Origin of the sequence: Streptomyces sp. NBC_01016 (assembly GCF_026341035.1) — a bacterium.
Taxonomy (GTDB): domain Bacteria; phylum Actinomycetota; class Actinomycetes; order Streptomycetales; family Streptomycetaceae; genus Streptomyces.
Map to the genome: position 1 here is coordinate 4,454,165 of NZ_JAPEOQ010000001.1, position 17,326 is coordinate 4,471,490.

Annotated in this window: 17 protein-coding genes and 1 riboswitch; of the genes, 5 read left to right on the forward strand and 12 right to left on the reverse strand. The window is 71.3% G+C overall.

Features of this window, described 5'->3' with window-relative positions:
- Window positions 1-193: 193 nt before the first annotated feature.
- From OG746_RS19930 to rho, 5 genes are all read right to left on the reverse strand, one after another.
- A complete protein-coding gene (locus tag OG746_RS19930; protein ID WP_266716331.1) occupies window positions 194-2,200 on the reverse strand; it encodes an elongation factor G in 2,007 nt (668 codons plus the stop codon).
- A 144-nt stretch (window positions 2,201-2,344) separates the two neighbouring features.
- A complete protein-coding gene (gene nicT, locus OG746_RS19935) occupies window positions 2,345-3,463 on the reverse strand; it encodes a Nickel transporter NicT (protein ID WP_266716333.1) in 1,119 nt (372 codons plus the stop codon).
- Between the two features lie 31 nt (window positions 3,464-3,494).
- Window positions 3,495-3,710: riboswitch (cobalamin riboswitch) on the reverse strand.
- On the reverse strand, window positions 3,710-4,228 hold the full coding sequence (locus OG746_RS19940) for an inorganic diphosphatase (protein ID WP_266716335.1): 519 nt from the start codon (window positions 4,226-4,228) through the stop codon (window positions 3,710-3,712). It overlaps the preceding riboswitch by 1 nt.
- A 65-nt stretch (window positions 4,229-4,293) precedes the next feature.
- Window positions 4,294-4,785: a GNAT family N-acetyltransferase gene (locus tag OG746_RS19945; RefSeq protein ID WP_266716337.1), complete on the reverse strand. Its 492-nt coding sequence runs from the start codon at window positions 4,783-4,785 to the stop codon at window positions 4,294-4,296.
- Between the two features lie 29 nt (window positions 4,786-4,814).
- Complete coding sequence (gene rho, locus OG746_RS19950; protein ID WP_266716339.1) at window positions 4,815-5,960, reverse strand: transcription termination factor Rho; 1,146 nt, start codon at window positions 5,958-5,960, stop codon at window positions 4,815-4,817.
- A 345-nt stretch (window positions 5,961-6,305) separates the two neighbouring features.
- Here rho and OG746_RS19955 point away from each other — a divergent pair, with 345 nt between their 5' ends.
- Together OG746_RS19955 and OG746_RS19960 are read left to right on the forward strand one after the other, a co-directional pair.
- The gene (locus tag OG746_RS19955) at window positions 6,306-7,016 is read left to right on the forward strand and encodes a class I SAM-dependent methyltransferase (protein WP_266716341.1); all 711 of its coding nucleotides are present in this window, start codon (window positions 6,306-6,308) and stop codon (window positions 7,014-7,016) included.
- A gap of 151 nt (window positions 7,017-7,167) precedes the next feature.
- A complete protein-coding gene (locus tag OG746_RS19960; RefSeq protein WP_266716343.1) occupies window positions 7,168-7,962 on the forward strand; it encodes a VOC family protein in 795 nt (264 codons plus the stop codon).
- Between the two features lie 3 nt (window positions 7,963-7,965).
- On the opposite strand, the gene def is transcribed toward OG746_RS19960, so the two are convergent.
- Window positions 7,966-8,613, reverse strand: coding sequence for a peptide deformylase (gene def / locus OG746_RS19965; RefSeq protein ID WP_266716345.1), 648 nt, complete (start codon window positions 8,611-8,613; stop codon window positions 7,966-7,968).
- Between the two features lie 167 nt (window positions 8,614-8,780).
- On the opposite strand from def, the gene OG746_RS19970 reads away from it, so the two are divergent.
- Window positions 8,781-9,524, forward strand: a complete 744-nt coding sequence (locus OG746_RS19970; protein WP_266716347.1) for a GNAT family N-acetyltransferase — start codon at window positions 8,781-8,783, stop codon at window positions 9,522-9,524.
- 40 nt (window positions 9,525-9,564) lie between these two features.
- Here the strand turns inward: OG746_RS19970 and OG746_RS19975 are convergent, their stop codons facing one another.
- Window positions 9,565-10,026, reverse strand: a complete 462-nt coding sequence (locus OG746_RS19975) for a MarR family winged helix-turn-helix transcriptional regulator (RefSeq protein ID WP_266716349.1) — start codon at window positions 10,024-10,026, stop codon at window positions 9,565-9,567.
- Between the two features lie 151 nt (window positions 10,027-10,177).
- Between OG746_RS19975 and OG746_RS19980 the strand changes: the two genes are divergently transcribed.
- The gene (locus tag OG746_RS19980; RefSeq protein ID WP_266716351.1) at window positions 10,178-12,193 is read left to right on the forward strand and encodes an NADPH-dependent 2,4-dienoyl-CoA reductase; all 2,016 of its coding nucleotides are present in this window, start codon (window positions 10,178-10,180) and stop codon (window positions 12,191-12,193) included.
- A 113-nt stretch (window positions 12,194-12,306) separates the two neighbouring features.
- Window positions 12,307-12,834 carry a PadR family transcriptional regulator gene (locus tag OG746_RS19985; protein WP_266716353.1) on the forward strand — a complete coding sequence of 176 codons (528 nt, stop codon included), beginning with the start codon at window positions 12,307-12,309 and terminating at the stop codon, window positions 12,832-12,834.
- 3 nt (window positions 12,835-12,837) lie between these two features.
- On the opposite strand, the gene OG746_RS19990 is transcribed toward OG746_RS19985, so the two are convergent.
- The 5 genes from OG746_RS19990 to OG746_RS20010 form a co-directional block, all read right to left on the reverse strand.
- Window positions 12,838-13,848, reverse strand: coding sequence for a fibronectin type III domain-containing protein (locus OG746_RS19990; protein ID WP_266716355.1), 1,011 nt, complete (start codon window positions 13,846-13,848; stop codon window positions 12,838-12,840).
- Between the two features lie 171 nt (window positions 13,849-14,019).
- Window positions 14,020-14,433, reverse strand: coding sequence for a dihydroxyacetone kinase phosphoryl donor subunit DhaM (dhaM, locus tag OG746_RS19995; RefSeq protein ID WP_266716357.1), 414 nt, complete (start codon window positions 14,431-14,433; stop codon window positions 14,020-14,022).
- A complete protein-coding gene (dhaL, locus tag OG746_RS20000) occupies window positions 14,430-15,038 on the reverse strand; it encodes a dihydroxyacetone kinase subunit DhaL (protein WP_266716359.1) in 609 nt (202 codons plus the stop codon). The genes dhaM and dhaL overlap by 4 nt, the downstream gene beginning before the upstream one ends.
- Before the next feature lie 103 nt (window positions 15,039-15,141).
- On the reverse strand, window positions 15,142-16,134 hold the full coding sequence (gene dhaK / locus OG746_RS20005; protein ID WP_266716361.1) for a dihydroxyacetone kinase subunit DhaK: 993 nt from the start codon (window positions 16,132-16,134) through the stop codon (window positions 15,142-15,144).
- Between the two features lie 727 nt (window positions 16,135-16,861).
- A complete protein-coding gene (locus OG746_RS20010) occupies window positions 16,862-17,314 on the reverse strand; it encodes a MarR family winged helix-turn-helix transcriptional regulator (RefSeq protein ID WP_266716363.1) in 453 nt (150 codons plus the stop codon).
- Window positions 17,315-17,326 lie beyond the last annotated feature (12 nt).

The window sequence follows — 17,326 nt, forward strand, 5'->3', positions numbered from 1 at the left end:
TGCGCCGCGGCGGGAGAGCGAAGGCACGGGAGGCTCGAATTCGAAGCATCTCAGCGCGCGGCCCCGCGACGGACGGGGCCAAGGGGCCCTCGTGGGTGGGCCAAACGGCCCGGATTCAACCGCCACGGGCCGTCCGCCCGGATCCGGTCGCCCGGATGCGCTCGCCTCCGGCCCCCGGACCGCCCCACAACCGTCACGCCGTCCGCGCCCCCGCCCCGCGCACCACCCGCAGCAGGTACTCCTTGCGGTGCAGCGGGTCGTGGTCCGTGCGGGAGCGGCGCGGTGTGTCCTCGCGGACCGGGGCGTAGTGGTCGAAGGAGGCCTCCAGGATGCCCTCGCCCCGGGTGAGGGACGGCAGTTGTTGCTCCAGGGCGCGCACCCGTGCCGCGGGGATCAGCCCGTCGACCGTGGTCCATGCCCCGCCGTCCGTGTGCTGCCCCGTCGGCACGGCCCGCAGCCGGGTGATCACCGGCAGTACCGCCCCGTACAGGTCGGCCGGGATGTCCAGGCGGAAGCGGTGCATCGGCTCGCACACCGCCGTGCCCGCGCGCGCGAGTGCGCTCATCAGGACCAGCGGGGTCAGTCCGCGGAAGTCGCCCGCCGTGCTCGACATCGACTTGTCGAAGACGGCGTGCGCGTGGCTCTGCCGCGGCGCGTAGCCGGAGCGCGTCAGCGTCACCGTGCAGTCGGTGACCTGCCAGCCGAGCAGCCCCTGGCGCAGCGTCCTGTGCACGGTCTCCTCGATGGCCTTGATGAAGGCCAGGGGGAGGGAGCCGAGCTCGATGCCGAGCCGGAACGCGATGCCCGAGCCGATCGGCGCCGGGTCGACCCGCAGGCCGATGGTCGCCAGGAACGGGTTCCCGTCGCCCTTCATGACCTCGACCGCCGCGCCGGATCCCGTCGGCCGCTCGACGCACAGCGGCGTCGACTCCCGGAACGTCACGTCGAGCCCGAACTCCTCGGCGAGCGTGGACTGTACGACCTCCTTCTGCACCTCGCCGTAGAGCGACAGGAAGATCTCCTGGCGGATGTCGTCCTGGCGCAGGCCGATCAGCGGGTCCTGCTCGGCGAGCTGGGTGAGCGCGGCGAGCAGGGCGCCGCGCAGTCCCGGCCGGTCCGGGTCGACCACCGTCTCCAGAGTGGGCGGCGCGAAGTGGTGCTCCTTGACGGGGACTTGGGGCTCGCCGAGGTCGTCGCCGACGCGTACCCCGCCGAGTCCCCACAGCCGGGCCACCTGCCCGGGGCCCGCCTCCGTACGTGGTGTGTCCGTCCCGTCCGCGAAGACGCGCACAGACGTCACCCGGTCCTCCCCGCCACCGGGCAGCGCGAGCCGTTCGCGTACCCGCAGCGTCCCGGTGAACACGCGGGCATACGCGATCTTCTCGCCGGCCGGACCGCGGTTCACCTTGAACACGCGTGCGGAGAGCGGTAGTTGGGGCAGTTTCTCGGCGGGAGGGAGCAGGCGCGTGATGCCGTCCACGAGGGCGTCGATCCCCGCCCCTGTCATCGCCGAGCCGAAGTACACGGGATGCGCCTCGGTGCGCGCCGTCTGCTCGGCGAGCGCGTCGCGCAGTCGGCCGTACGTGACCGACCCCTCGTCCTTGACGTACGCCTCCAGCAGCGCGTCGTCGCGGGCGGAGAGCACGTCGACCAGGCGGGCGCGATGCTCCGCGTCCTGGGCGACGTAGGGGACGCAGAGCGCGTCCCGGCCGCCGAGGCCGTGCGGCACCGTGTTCATCGGGACCACGGCAGGGGTGAGTTTGTGCCGCAGGTCGTCGAGGAGCGCGGCCTCGCGGGCGCCGCCGCGGTCGACCTTGTTCACGAACACCACCGTGGGGATGTGCAGTCGGCGCAGCGTCCGCATCAGGACGCGGGTCTGCGCCTGCACGCCCTCGACGGCCGAGACGACGAGCACCGCCCCGTCGAGGACCCCGAGCACCCGCTCGACCTCGGCGATGAAGTCCGGGTGGCCCGGTGTGTCCACGAGATTGACGTTCGTGTCGCCGAGCGGGAACGACGCTACGGCGGACTTGATGGTGATGCCGCGCCGGCGCTCCAGGTCGAGGGAGTCGGTACGGGTGCTCCCGTCGTCGACCCGGCCGAGTTCGTCGATCACCCCGGCCGTGTGCAGGAGCCGCTCGGTCAGGCTGGTCTTACCGGCGTCGACGTGCGCGAGAATGCCCAGATTCAGTGTGTGCACTGGCAGTCATGTCCTTGGGGGAGAGGGCAGGGGCCTTCTGAAGGAACATGTCTGCAGAGCGCATGGATCGGTCCTCACGGTCGGGGCGCGCGGGATTGCCCGCTGCCAACAGTGCAGCAGGGGCCGCGCGCCCGGGCAACCGAATTACGCGCCGTCGGCCACCCGCGCCGACCACCGCTGCTCGACCCGCGCCAGGCGCCAGTAGGCGATCGCCGCCGCCCACACGACCACGAACAGGCCCACGATCACGTACCCGACGTTGTCGAGATCGAGACCGGCGATCCAGTCGGTCACCGCGTCGCTCAGGTCGAGCTTGTCGTGCAGGACGCCGACGAGTTCGATCGTCCCGATGAAGAACGCGACCGCGATCGACAGACCGGTGATGGTGAGGTTGTAGAACACCTTGCGCACCGGGTTGGAGAACGCCCACTGGTAGGCGAAGTTCATGAACGTGCCGTCGAGTGTGTCGAACAGGCTCATGCCCGCGGCGAACAGCAGCGGCAGGCACAGGATCGCATACCACGGCAGGCCCGCGGCGGCGCCGCTGCCCGCCATCACCATCAGCGTCACCTCGGTCGCGGTGTCGAAGCCGAGGCCGAAGAGGAAGCCCAGCGGGAACATCTGGCCGGGGCGGGTGATGGACTTGGTGAAACGGCCGAGGATCCGGTTCATGAACCCGCGGGAATCCAGGTGCTCCTCGAGCTTCCGCTCGTCGTAGGAGCCCGCGCGCATCGCCTTGAAGACCTTCAGAATGCCCATCAGGGCAACGAGGTTGAGCGCCGCGATGAGATACAGGAACGAACCGGAGACGGTGGTGCCGACGACGCCGAGCACCTGGTGGGTCCGCGATTCGTCGTTCAGCAGGGTGCCCGCGAGCGCGGCGCCGCCCGCGACGAGCGCCGCCATGGCGACCACCACGCTGGAGTGGCCGAGAGCGAACCAGAAGCCGACCGAGACGGGCCGTTTGCCGTCCGCCATCAGCTTGCGGGTGGTGTTGTCGATGGCCGCGATGTGGTCGGCGTCGAAGGCGTGCCGCATGCCGAGCGTGTACGCCGTGATGCCGAGGCCGATACCGAAGGCCTTGTTGCCGACCTCGTAATGCTCCGGCACGACGAGCAGGAACAGCACGCCGAACGCGACGACGTGCAGCGCGGCGATCACCGCGATCAGGCCCGCGGTGCGCAGCGTGTCCTCGCGGCGCCAACGGAAGGCGGGGGAGGGGGAATTCAGGGCAGGGGTCGGGGAGTCCCCGGGCAGGGTCATGCGTCGATCACGCTCCAGCACCTCGTGGATCACTTCGTGAGATGCCGCGGCCGGTCTCCTGGCTTACGGGCGTGCCCGACGCTCCGGCCTTCCCGGCGGCCGACGGCCGCCAGTGGCGCACAGGGTGGAACGGCGCGCTCCGGACGTCGCTGTCCGGAACCCGATCACAGTGGCGAGGGCCGCTCCGGAATGGGCCCCTGAAGGGCCGTCACCGGTCTTCCCGAGCACCACGGCCCGACCACCCTACTACCTCCCTTTTGGCTGACCGGAAGCGCGTTCGCGGGCCCGCCCGATCTCCTTGTACGCCTTCTCCCGGCCCTCCCAGTGGGAGCCGTCGACCGATTTGCCCGGCTCCAGATCCTTGTAGACCTCGAAGAAATGGGTGATCTCCAGGCGGTCGAACTCGGGGATGTCCTCGATGTCCCGGACCGCGTCGTGCCGTGGATCGTGCGCGGGAACGCACAGCACCTTCTCGTCCGGGCCCTTCTCGTCGCTCATGACGAACATGCCGATCGCCCGGCACTCGACGACGCAGCCGGGGAACGTCGCGTCGCCGGTCAGGACGAGCGCGTCCAGCGGATCGCCGTCGCCGCCGAGGGTGCCCTCGATGTAGCCGTAGTCCGCGGGGTACTGCGTCGACGTGAACAGCATCCGGTCGAGCCGGATCCGCCCGATGTCGTGGTCCATCTCGTATTTGTTCCGTGAGCCCTGCGGGATCTCCACGGTCACGTCGAACGCCTCGGCGCGTGCCTGACTGCTGCCCAATGTGGCCTCCTTGCCGCATTCCGACGCCCACGAGTGTGCGCCGTACCGGGCAAGGGCGGAACCCCTCAGGCGGCCGGGGGAATGGGGAATTCGAGTTCGGGCCGGTCCCAGGCGACGGCCGGCGGGCGTGCGAGCACGGTGCCGGTGCGGTGCGCGCCCATGGAGCGGTAGAAGCCCTCGGCGGGCGGGTGCGCGACGACGCGGACGTGGTCGAGGCCCGCGGCCAGCGCCTGCTCCCGCATATGGTCGACCAGCAGCCGGCCGATGCCCCGGCCCTGCGCCTCGTCCGCGACGAACATCAGGTCCAGCTCGGGCGGCTCGGTGAGCAGCGAATAGAAGCCGAGCACCCGCTCGTCGGCCGGATCCACTGCTACGTAGACGTGATGCGCCTCTACGTAGTCGGGGCCCACCCGATAGCCCGCGACCATGGAGGCGTAGGGGTCCCGGTAGGCGCTGGAGGCTCGCACGAGGCGGGTGAGGCGCCGGGAGTCCTTGGCGGTGGCCCGCCGGACGGTGATCGAGAGACCCCTTCCACGGCGCGTCATGCTCGCGTTCATGTGCCGAGTATTACGCATCCGGGCCGGGGTCAGGCGGCGGGCACCGTGGACTGCGCCTGGCGCAGGAACGTGGCGTTGTCCGGGGTCTGGCGCAGCTTGTCGAGCAGGGCCTCGTAGGAAGCGGCGGGGTCCCGGCTCTGCAGGGCGCGCCGCAGTCCGCGGACGACGGCCAACTCGGCCGCGGGGAGCAGGAGTTCCTCGCGGCGGGTGCCGGAGGGGGTGAGCTCGACGGCCGGGTGGACGCGGCGCTGCGCGAGGACGCGGTCCAGGCGCAGCTCCATGTTGCCGGTGCTCTTGAGCTCCTCGAAGTAGTAGTCGTCGGCGCGGGAGCCGGTGTCGACGAGGGCGGTGGCGAGGATGGTCAGCGATCCGGCCTCCTCGGTGTTGCGGGCCGCGCCGAAGAAGCGCTTCGGGCCGTGCAGGGCGGCCGCGTCGACGCCGCCCGACAGGGTGCGGCCGCTGGTGGTGGCCGCGTTGTTGTGCGCCCGGCACAGCCGGGTGAGGGAGTCGAGGAGGATCACCACGTCGCGGCCCTGCTCGGTGAGGCGCTTGGCGCGCTCCACAGCGAGTTCGGCGAGAGCGATGTGCTCCTTCGCCGGGCGGTCGAACGTCGAGGCGTACACCTCGCCGCGCACGGAGCGGCGCATGTCGGTGACCTCCTCGGGGCGCTCGTCGACGAGCACCACCATGAGGTGGACCTCGGGGTGGTTGGCGGCGAACGCGGCGGCGAGCTGCTGCAGCAGGACCGTCTTGCCGGTCTTGGGCGGGGCGACGAGCAGGCCGCGCTGCCCCTTGCCGATGGGCGTGAACAGGTCGACGACCCGTCCGGCGAGCCCCGCGGCGGGGTGCTCGAGGCGGAAGCGTTCGCTGGGGTGGAGCGGGGTGAGGTCGGCGAAGCGCGGGCGGCCGCGGGTCGCGGTCGCGGGGGCGCCGCCGACGGTCTCGACGTGCGCGAGGCTGCGCGGCTTCCCGCACGTTCCCTCGACGAAGTCGCCCTTGCGCAGGCCGAGTTGGCGGATGAGTTGGGCGGGGACCTGGACGTCGTGCGACGTGGGCTCCAGGTCGGGCGCCCGCAGGAAACCGGTCCCGTTCCCGCCGATGTCGAGGACGCCGGCGGCGCGGACGGGTTCTTGGGGTGGGGCGGGGGCGGTACTCGTGGTGGTGGCCGTGGTCATGGTGATCACAGGTCCTTTCGCGGGCCGAGCCGCGGACGCGGCAGGCGTACAAGTGCAGGGAAGGGGTGGGATCCGGCGAGTGGCAGGGGCGGCTGAGCGCGCCCCGCGGCCGGGGAGAACCTGGTGCCGCGGCAACGGGTGAAGAGCCCGCCAGAAGCCGCTGACCAGGGATGACATGCGCTGTGTGGCGACGGGAAAGCCGTCGCACCGGGAGCGCTGGAGAAAGAGATTCGGTACCGGCGCCTCGAAACGGGCGAGCACATGTACCGCCTTGACAGTACCACCCGATCCCCGCCGCGCGGCAAGCCCCGACTTCGGGGCCGGTGCGCCCTATGCTGATCGGCCATGTTCACCGATCAGGGCCCCACCCTCCGCGAGCTGGCCGTTCAGGCGCTGTCCTCGGTCGAGCGGGGGTACGACCTGCTGGCGCCGAAATTCGACGAGACTCCGTTCCGCACCCCGGATGTCGTGCTGGACGCGGTGGGCCGCACGCTCGCCGGGCTCGGCCCGTACGGCACCGGGCTCGACCTGTGCTGCGGGACCGGCGCGGGCCTGCGCGTGCTGCGCGAGGCGGGTGTCGGGCGGGCCGTGGGCGTGGACTTCAGCGGCGGCATGCTGGACGTCGCGCGGCGCGGTGAGCCGACGGCCGACTGCGTCCGCGCGGACGCGCTCGCGCTGCCCTTCGGCGAGGTCTTCGACCTGGTGGTGAGCTTCGGGGCGTTCGGGCACTTCCTGCCGCGCGAGTGGCCGCGGCTGTTCTCCGAGGTGTGCCAAGTGCTGCGCCCCGGCGGGCAGTTCGCGTTTCCGCTGCCCGCGCCGATGGGTCCCGGTTCGCTGGGCTACTGGGCGATGCTCGGCTTCGACGGCGCGATGCGGGTGCGCAACGCGGTGTGGCGGCCCCCGTTCGTCATGTACTACCGGCCGTTCCGACTCGGCGACGTACGGCGGGAGCTGGACCGCGCCGGGTTCGATGTGGCGCTCCACGCGCTGTCCGAACTCGGCGAGCGGCCGGACGGCAGCCCGCGGTGCGGGCTGGTCGTGGCCACGCGCCGATAGGTGGGGTCCAGTAGGACGCAGTGGCGATGGGCGGGGTCCAGCAGGACGCAGTGGCGTCCGCCGGATCGCGCCGCACGCCCGCCGCGCCTAGCGTGTAGCCATACCTGCCGGGCCGCGTCGTGCCCGGCGACCGATGGAAGGGTGTCGCGACATGTCCGCTCGTCCTGAAGGCGCGCCGGTCTGGGCCGACGCCATGTTCCCCGACCTGGAGGCCGCGAAGGGCTTCTACACGGAGCTGTTCGGCTGGACCTACGACGAGGGCAGTGCCGAGTTCGGCAACTACACGCAGGCCAGGACGCCCGACGGCAAGCGGGTCGCGGCGCTCGTGCCGCAGATGCCCGGCGCGGAGGGCGTGCACCCCGCCTGGAACCTGTACCTCGCCACCGCCGACATCGAGTCGGTCACCGAGCGGATCAAGGACGCGGGCGGCAGCGTCATGATGGACCCGATGCAGGTCGCGTCCTTCGGCACGATGGTCACCGCCCAGGACCCCGCGGGCGTCGTCTTCAGCGTCTGGCAGCCCGACACCCACGAGGGCTTCGAGAAGGTCAACGAGCCCGGCGCGTTCTGCTGGGCCGAGGTCAACACCCGCAACGCCGCGCGGACCGACTCCTTCTTCCCGAAGGTCTTCGGCTACGACGTGCAGAAGATGGCCGACGAGCACATGGACTTCAACGTCTGGATGCTGGACGGCGAACCGGCCATGGGCCGCTTGCAGATGACCGACGAATTCCCCGCGCACGTCCCCTCGTACGTCAATGTGTACTTCGTCGTCGAGGACTGCGACGCGGCCGTCGCCACCGTCCAACGCCTGGGCGGCAAGCTGCACTTCGGCCCCGTGGACAGCCCCTTCGGCCGGTTCGCGGCGGTCGGGGACCCGCAGGGCGCGGCGTTCTCCATCATCGACGTGAGCTCCACCAAGGGCGAGATGCCGGACATGGGCTGACGGTCAGTCGGACCGGGGAAGCTCGAACCCCAGCTCCTGAGCGGCGAGTTGGGGAGTCGGCTGCGCCCACCGCTCCACTGCCGCGCTGCTCTGCGTGGACGAAAGCGAGCGCAGCTCGGCGCGGTCCAGATAGAGCGTGCCGTTCAGATGGTCCGTCTCGTGCTGCACGATCCGTGCGGGCCAGTCCGTGAACTCCTCGTCCACCGCGCGCCCTTGCTCGTCGAGGGCGCGCAGCCGCACACGCTCGTGCCGGGCGACCACGGCCTGATAACCCGGCACGCTCAAGCACCCTTCGTAGAAGGCGACGTGCCGCGACCCCACAGCGTCGTACGACGGGTTGATCAGCACGCGGAACGGCTGCGGCACCCGTCCCCGCGCCGCGCGCACCTCGTCGCTCACGGCCGCCGCGTCCTCGATGACGGCGAGCCGCAGCGGCACCCCGATCTGCGGCGCGGCCAGGCCGACGCCGGGCGCGGCGTGCATGGTGACCCGCATCGCGGCGATCAGCCGGGCAAGCAGCTCGTCCGGGAGTTGCCCGTCGACGGGCTCGGCGGGGCGGCGCAGGACCGGATCGCCCGCCGAGACGATCGGCAGCGGTTCCTCGGCGGCGAGCAGGGACTCGACGTGATCACTCAGTGACGTGAACGGCATGGCGCCAGGATGTCAAGGGTGATCGCGGGGGCGTGGTGCGGGGTCCGGAGAGAGGGGCAGGGCAGAGGCCCGGGAATGTGTCGGCGCCTCCGGGGGTTCTGATCCTGTGGCCGCCCCGAACGGATGGGGCGGCAGTGGCACAGGAGAAGGTTCGAAGGTTCCGACGGATGACGCAGACGCAGACGTACGCAGCGCACGAGGGCACGCCCGGCCCCGTACCGGGGACCGAGGGCGGGTTCCACCCCCTCGACCACCCCGCGTACGCCGCGCTCACCGGCCCGCACGCGCACTTCGCCGAGCGGAGCGGCCGCGCCCTGCGCTATCCCACCGCCGTCACGCCGTGGACCGCGCTGCCCCCTGACCCCGGGCCCTCGGACTGGGCGGACCTCGCCGCCTTCGCCGCCCCCGACGGAACCCTGCCGCTGCTCGGCACCGACATCGAGCTGCCGGACGGCTGGGAGACGACGGTGGACTACGCGGGCGTGCGCATGGTCGGCGACGCGGTGGACGCGACCCCCGACCCGGAGGCCGTCCTGCTCACCGTCGACGACGTGCCGGAGATGCTCGACCTGGTGGCCCGCACCCAGCCGGGCCCGTTCACGCCCCGCACCATCGAACTCGGCACGTACCTGGGCATCCGCCAGGGCGGCGCGATCGTCGCGATGGCGGGGGAGCGCCTGCACCTGCCCGGATACACCGAGGTCAGCGCCGTGTGCACCGACCCGGACCACCGGGGCAAGGGCCTCGCGGGCCGCCTGGTGAAGGCCGTCGCGGCCGTGGTCAAGGAGCGCGGCGAGACCCCGTTCCTGCACACCGGCGCGGACAACACCAGCGCGATCCGGCTGTACGAGTCCCTGGGCTTCCACCTGCGCAACACGACCCACTTCCGGACGGTGCGCGCGCCGCGGTAGCGCGGAGCGGGCCGCGGACTCAGCGGTGGCCCGGAGCGGCCTACGAGCCGCTTTCCTCTTCCTGGGCCGCGTGGTTGTAGCGCACCAGGTAGTCGGCGAACCGCTCCAGGTCCTCCTCCGGCCAGTCCGCCAGGCGGTCGCCGAAGATCTGGCGGCGGTTGACGGTCACCTGGCGCAGGACATCGGCGCCGGCCTCGGTCGGGTGCAGGACCTGGACCCGGTGGTCGTCGGGGTCGACGCGCCGGATCACGAGGCCGGCCCGCTGCAGGGCGGCCACCTGGCGGCTGACCGTCGACTTGTCGAGGGCGTAGTGCGCCGCCAGGTCCGTGGCGCGGCAGCCGCCGCGCTCGTCGAGGTGGGCGAGCAGCGAGTACGAGACGAGCGAGAGCTCCGGGTGCATCCGCGCGGCGGTGGCCCGCGCCCGCCGGGCGAACGAGGTCAGCTCGCGCTGAATGGTCTCCACGGCCGCCTCGCGGTCGGCCGCGTGATCTGGCTGTGCCACGGCGGTTCCTTTCGTGGTGCTCGTTGCACTCTACAACCCAGCCCGCCCGGCAGCGGCCCGACGTGGCGCGGATCTCTTTTGCAACTTGTTGCAAAACCGGTGCGGTGTCCTCTACAACTGATTCGACCGTTCACCGCTCACGGAGGGCCCCATGAGCCGCTACCCGCACCTGCTCGCCCCGCTCGACCTCGGTTTCACGACGCTCCCCAACCGCGTCCTGATGGGCTCGATGCACGTGGGCCTGGAGGAGGCTCCGAACGGGTTCGCGCGCATGGCCGAGTTCTACGCGACCCGCGCCCGCGGCGGCGTCGGCCTCATCGTCACCGGTGGCATCGCGCCCAACGCCGAGGGCTGCTCCTTCGAGGGCGGCGCCAAGATGACCACCGAGGCAGAGGCCGAGCAGCACCGCGAGATCACGGACGCCGTGCACGCGGTGGGCGGCAAGATCGCCATGCAGATCCTGCACTTCGGCCGGTACGCCTACCACCCGAACCTGGTCGCGCCGAGTGCGCTGCAGGCCCCCATCAGCCCCTGCGTGCCGAACGAGCTGAGCGACGCGGACGTCGAGCGGACCATCGAGGACTACGTGCGCGCCGCCGAGCTCGCCAAGTCCGCCGGGTACGACGGCGTCGAGGTCATGGGCTCCGAGGGCTACCTCATCAACGAGTTCATCGTCTCCGCCACCAACCACCGCGAGGACCGCTGGGGCGGTTCGTACGAGAACCGGATCCGGTTCGCCGTCGAGATCGTGCGGCGCGTGCGCGAGCGGGTCGGGCCGGACTTCATCCTCATCTACCGGCTGTCCATGCTGGACCTGGTCCCCGGCGGCTCGACCCTCGACGAGGTCGTGCAGCTCGCCAAGGAGATCGAGGCGGCCGGCGCGACCATCATCAACACCGGCATCGGCTGGCACGAGGCGCGCATCCCCACCATCGCCACGTCCGTGCCGCGCGGCGCGTACGCCTTCGTCACCAAGAAGGTCATGGGCGAGGTGAACGTCCCGCTCGTCACCACCAACCGCATCAACACCCCAGAACTCGCTGAGGAGTTGCTCGCCGACGGCGCCGCCGACATGGTCTCCATGGCGCGCCCGATGCTCGCCGACCCGGACTTCGTGAACAAGGCGGCAGCCGACCGCTCCGACGCCATCAACACCTGCATCGGCTGCAACCAGGCCTGCCTCGACCACATCTTCAGCCTCCAGATCACCTCCTGCCTGGTGAACCCGCGCGCCTGCCACGAGACCGAGCTGGTGCTCTCGCCGACCCGGATCCGCAAGCGCGTCGCCGTCGTCGGCGCCGGCCCCGCCGGCCTCGCCTGCGCCGTCAGCGCCGCCGAGCGCGGCCACGAGGTGACCCTGTTCGACGCCGCCGCCGAGATCGGCGGGCAGCTCAACGTCGCCCGTCAGGTCCCCGGCAAGGAGGAGTTCAACGAGACGCTGCGCTACTTCCGCACGCAGCTCGAACTGCACGGCGTGAACGTCAAGTTGGAGACCCGCGTCGCCGCCGACGACCTCGGCTCCTACGACGAGGTCGTCGTCGCCACCGGCGTCGCCCCGCGCACCCCCGCCATCGACGGCGTCGACCACCCGAAGGTCGTCGGCTACCTCGACGTCCTTCGCGGAGATGTGCCCGTCGGCGACCGCGTCGCGATCGTCGGCGCCGGCGGCATCGGCTTCGACGTCGCCGAGTACCTCACCGACGACGGCGAGAAGGCGAGCCTGGACCCGGCCACGTACTTCCGGCAGTGGGGCGTCGACATGGACTACGCCGACCGCGGCGGCCTCACCAAGCCCGAGCGGCCCGCCCCGCCCCGCCAGGTGCACCTCGTCCAGCGCAAGGCCACCAAGGTCGGCGCGGGCCTCGGCAAGACGACCGGCTGGATCCACCGCACCGAGCTGCGCCACCGCGGTGTCACCATGGTCGCGGGCGCCACGTACGACCTCATCGACGACGCGGGCCTGCATGTCACCATCGAGGGCGAGCAGTCCCTCATCCCCGTCGACACCGTGGTCCTGTGCGCGGGCCAGGAACCCCACCGCTCGCTGTACGACGACCTGGTGGCCGCCGGACGTACCCCGCACCTGATCGGCGGCGCCGACCTCGCGGCCGAGCTGGACGCCAAGCGCGCCATCAAGCAGGGCACCGAGGTCGCGGCCGCGCTGTAGGGCCCGTCCCAGAGACCGGGGAGTCACGTGACCGGGCCCGCCGGACACGTGACTCCCCTTCGCCCATGTCCACCACTCATGTCCACTCACGGGAACTCGCCTACCCTTACGACATGTCACTCCCGCACGCGATCCTCACGGCGCTCCTGGAGAAGCCGTCGTCGGGCCTCGAGCTGACCCGCAGGTTCGACAGGTCCATCGGCTACTTCTGGTCGGCCACGCACCAGCAGATCTACCGGGAGCTCGGCAAACTCGAACGCGAGGGGCTGATCCGCGCGCTGCCGACCGAGACACCCGCGCGCGGCCAGAAGAAGGAGTACGAGGTCCTGTCGGGGGGCCGGGCGGAACTGGCCCGTTGGACCGCCACCCCCCAGGACCCCAGGCCGCTGCGCGACCCGCTGCCGCTGCGCCTGCGCTCCGCCGCGGTGGTCGGCACGGAGGGCATCGCCGAGGACCTGAGTCGCCATCTCGCCCTGCACCGCGAGCAGTTGGCGACGTACCAGGACATCGAGAAGCGCGACTTCCCGCCGGAGAAGAACAGCGAGGCCGACCGCCTTCAGCACGCGGTGCTGCGCGCGGGCATCGACCTCGAACGGTTCTGGGTGGACTGGCTGGAGCGGACCCTGACGGAGCTGGACTGAGCCTCAGCCCCGCTTCGAAGGCGTCCCCGTGGTCACCTTCCGCTCCACCGAGAAGGCGCCCCACGTCCCGTCCGGCAACTGCGCACGCAGCTTCACCCGGTGCTCCACGTGCGCCTTCTTGCCGATGTAGAAGCTGTACGTCGCCGAGTCGGCCGGCGCGCTCTCGCCCCACATCACCGTCGTCGCCTCCCGGCCGTCCAGGAACAGCTGGTACGCCGGGACCTCGCCGCCGGTCCGCGGCGGCGTCCACGCCAGGTCGATGTAGTACGCGCCCTTCGCGCGCCGCGTCGACGCCTCGAACTCCGAAGGGGCGGTACCGGGCCCCTCCTCGCCCTTGCCGCGCGCGGTCGTCAGGCGCAGGGTCCCGCTCGCGGCCGAGGTGTTGTCGGCGGCGTCCCGGGCGCGCACGCTGAACGCGTAGGCGGTACCCGGCCGCAGCCCGGTGACCAGCGCCCGCGTCTCCTTGCCGTCGACGCTGTGGATCTTCGTGGCGCCCTGGTAGATGTCGTACGAGGCGACGCCCCGGTCATCCGTTGCCTTCCGCCACGCCAGCGACACGGTGCGGCTCCCATCCGCCTGCCCACGCAGCCCGGTCGGTCGGCTCGGGGCCGCGCGGTCCTCCTTGACGGCGGCCGGGGTGGTGACGGTGACGCGGGTACTGGCGGGACCCAGGGAACCGTCCGTGCCGCGGGCCCGCACCGTGAACACGTAACGGGACGTGGGGGCGAGCCCGGTGACATCGACCATGTGCCGCTCCGCGGGCAGCCGCTTCACGCGCTTGGCGCCGCGGTACACCTCGTACTCCTTGACCTCCGCCGTACTCGCGGGGCGGTTCCACATGACGTGCACGGAGGTGGCGCTCCCGGCCTGCGCGGTGACCCCGGCCGGCGCCGACAGGGCGGGCCCCTCGGCCTTCGCGCTGTCGGAGAGGAGACCGCAGGAGGCGAGCACGGGCACGAGCGCGGCGGCGCAGGCCGTGCGGGCGAGCAGGGCGCGTGGGGGGAGGCGTCGCACGGAGGGCCTTCCGTTCGAGCGGATTGGTACAGACCTGTATGGCACGAGAGGTGGGCTCTCCTCAAGGGGTTCGCGCCAACAGGTCTGTACCAAAGACCCGTTGAAGGAGGTTGGGAGGTGTCGAAGGAGGCTGGGAGGTGGTGAGAGGCGGTGCCTCGCTCCTTCAGTCCTTCAGTCCTTGCGGTACGTGTACGCCTCCGAGGCCGCCGCGGCGACCGCGTCCAGGTCCGCTCCGGTGGAGGCGGTGACGACCGCGGCGATCGCGCCCTCCACGAAGGGGGCGTCCACGAGGCGCGTGGCGTCCGGGAGTTCATCGCCCTCGGCCAGCAGCGCCTTCACGGTCAGCATGGCGCTGCCGAGGTCGACGAGGACCGCGACACCCGCACCCCGGTCGACCTCCGCGGCGGCCGCGGAGATCAGCTCGGAGCTGGTGCCGAGGCCGCCGTCCTCCGTGCCGCCCGCCGCCGCGACGGGCGCGGTGTCGCCGCCTCCGGAGAGCCCGGCCGCGAGCCGCGCCACGGACTCGGCGACGTCCTTGCTGTGCGAGACCAGCACGATGCCGACGGGCTTGTCGAGGGCGCTCACGACGCGGCCTCCGCCGTCTCGGCCAGCGCGGCGATCAGCAGCGCCGACGACGTGGCACCCGGATCCTGGTGCCCGATGCTGCGCTCACCGAGGTAACTCGCCCGCCCCTTGCGGGCCTGCAGCGGGATGGTGGCCTCGGCCCCGTGCTCGGCCGCCGACCGTGCCGCGGCGAAGTCCCCGTCGCCGAGCGCCTCCACCGCCGGCACGAGGGCGTCGAGCATCGTCTTGTCGCCGGGAGCGGCCCCGCCGAGCGCGGCGACGGCGTCGACCCCGGCCTTCAGTGCCTGCGCGAAGTCCGCCTCGCCGACCTCGGCCGCATCGCCCAGCGCCTTGCCGGTGCGGCGCAGCAGCGTCCCGTACAGCGGACCCGACGCGCCGCCCACCGTGGAGATCAACTTCCGTCCGGCCAGGGTGAGTACGGCCCCCGGAGTGTCCGGCGCGTCCTTGTCGAGGGTGGCGCGCACGGCGTTGAACCCGCGCTGCAGATTGCTGCCGTGGTCCGCGTCGCCGATCGGCGAGTCGAGGTCGGTGAGCCGGTCGGCCTCGCGGTCCACGGCCGCGGCGGCCAGTGTCAGCCAGCGCCGGAAGAAGTCGGCGTCGAGCACGTGATCTCCTTGCTGTTCAGATTCGTTGATGTGGCGAGGTATCAGGGCGGGGTCTGTGCATGCCCCCAGCTACATGTACACGCCCCCGGCTACATGCCCCTATCTACATGCCCCAGCGGAGCCCGGCCGTGCTGACCGGCGCGTCCCACAGGCGCAGCAGCTCCTCGTCTGCCTGGCAGATCGTGACGGAGGCCCCGGCCATGTCGAGCGAGGTGACGTAGTTCCCGACGAGCGTGCGGGCGACAGGCACGCCGCGCTCCCCGAGCACCCGCTGCACTTCGGCGTTGAACCCGTAGAGCTCGAGAAGCGGGGTGGCACCCATCCCGTTGACGAGCACAAGGACGGGGCTGCTGGGGTTGAGGTCCTCCAGCACGGCGTTCACGGAGAAGTCCGCGATCTCCCCGGACGTCATCATGGAACGCCGCTCACGGCCCGGCTCGCCGTGGATCCCGATCCCCAACTCCAGCTCGCCGGACGGCAGATCGAAGGTGGGCGCGCCCTTGGACGGCGTGCTGCAGGCGCTCAACGCGACGCCGAAACTCCGCGCGTTCTCATTGACCTGCCGGGCGATCGCCTCGACGCGCTCCAGCGGCTGCCCCTCCTCGGCGGCGGCGCCGGCGATCTTCTCCACGAACAGGGTCGCCCCGGTGCCGCGCCGCCCTGCGGTGTAGAGGGAGTCGGTGACGGCGACGTCGTCGTTGACCAGCACCTTGGCGACCTGGACACCCTCGTCCTCGGCGAGCTCGGCGGCCATGTCGAAGTTCAGCACGTCACCGGTGTAGTTCTTCACGATGAACAACACACCGGCGCCACTGTCCACTGCGGCGGCGGCCCGCACCATCTGATCCGGCACGGGCGAGGTGAACACCTCACCGGGACAGGCCGCTGAGAGCATCCCGGGACCGACGAACCCGCCGTGCAGTGGCTCGTGCCCGGACCCGCCGCCGGACACCAACGCCACCTTCCCGGCCACCGGCGCGTCCCGGCGCACGATCACCCGGTTCTCGACGTCCACGTTCAGTTCGGGGTGGGCGGAGGCCATCCCCTTCAGGGCGTCGGTGACGACCGTCTCGGCTACGTTGATCAGCATTTTCACTCGTACCTCCGGGTGGCGTTAGCAGGTAGGTTGCTGGCCTGCGTTTTCCCTGGTCGTGTTGGTTGTATGCAGTTCTGGATCTTGGCGGTCCGTGGCGGTCGACGGCGGGGGTGGGCGGGGCTGATGCTGACTCAATACTGACTTTGTTGACGGGTCGTCAGGTGTTCCTTGCCGAGGGTGCTACTCCATCGCCAGTATCGACGGAGAGGCAGTGTTGGGCACCTGTTGAGACCTGGACGATGTGACGTTGCGGTAGCGCGTGTGGCTGCGGGGGCGGTTGTTCGGTTGTCTGCCCCTGCTCCAGCTGCCGGCCGCCCGTGCACCGTGCGGTGTTTCCTCCTCCGGGGTAGTGACGGAAGGGGAGTAGGAGCAGGCGTGTTCTGCGCCGGGTGCTTGTGAACGTAGGTTCGGTCGGGCGTGGTGGGGCCTGGCATGCAGTGAGTTGCCAGGCGACGGTCCGATGGGGGGCGTCGGACCGATCGTTCGGGAGAAGAGGATGCAGCAGGTGCGGGGCGAGGACCGGCTGGAGTGCGGAGCGGCTGTCGATGACGCGGCTGCAGGAGCGTCGGGGCAGCCGGCCTGGCGGACGACCGGCGCGTAGACCTCGGCGCCGAGGGGCCGGCGACGGCCGTGAGCGCGCCCACCGATCGAGACTGGACAGCTGACGGTGGACGGTTTGAGGAGTGGAAACCTTCAATCCGTGCCGCCGGGCCGAGTCGGACCCGGACTATTCGCGTATGGGCAGCCCGTAGGACGCCGCCAAGCGGCCGAGCGCCTCACCGAGCGCGGCCTGCTGGGACGGGCTGAGTTCGGCGGCGAGTTTCGCATCGAGCGCGACCGCTTTACCGGTGCAATCCGCGAGGAGTTCGCGTCCCTTGTCGGTGAGGCTCAGGATCTGACGGCGGCGGTCGGTCGGGTCGCGGAGTCGCTCGATGGCGCCCATGGATTCGAGGCGGTCGGCAAGGGACACCACGAGGCTGGGTGCCACTCGCATCAGCTTGGCGATCTCGAGCTGGGAGGCGGCCAGCCCCGAGTCGAGGACTCCCAGGAGGCCGACGTGCTTGGGCTTCAGGTCGTCGGCGGCCAGGGCCTCAGCGTATTGATCGGCGACCAGTGCACCCAGGGTGCCGAGCCGGAAGCTTAGGGTCTCGGTCCACTTGACATCGTTCACGAACAGCATGCTACCTTCCTC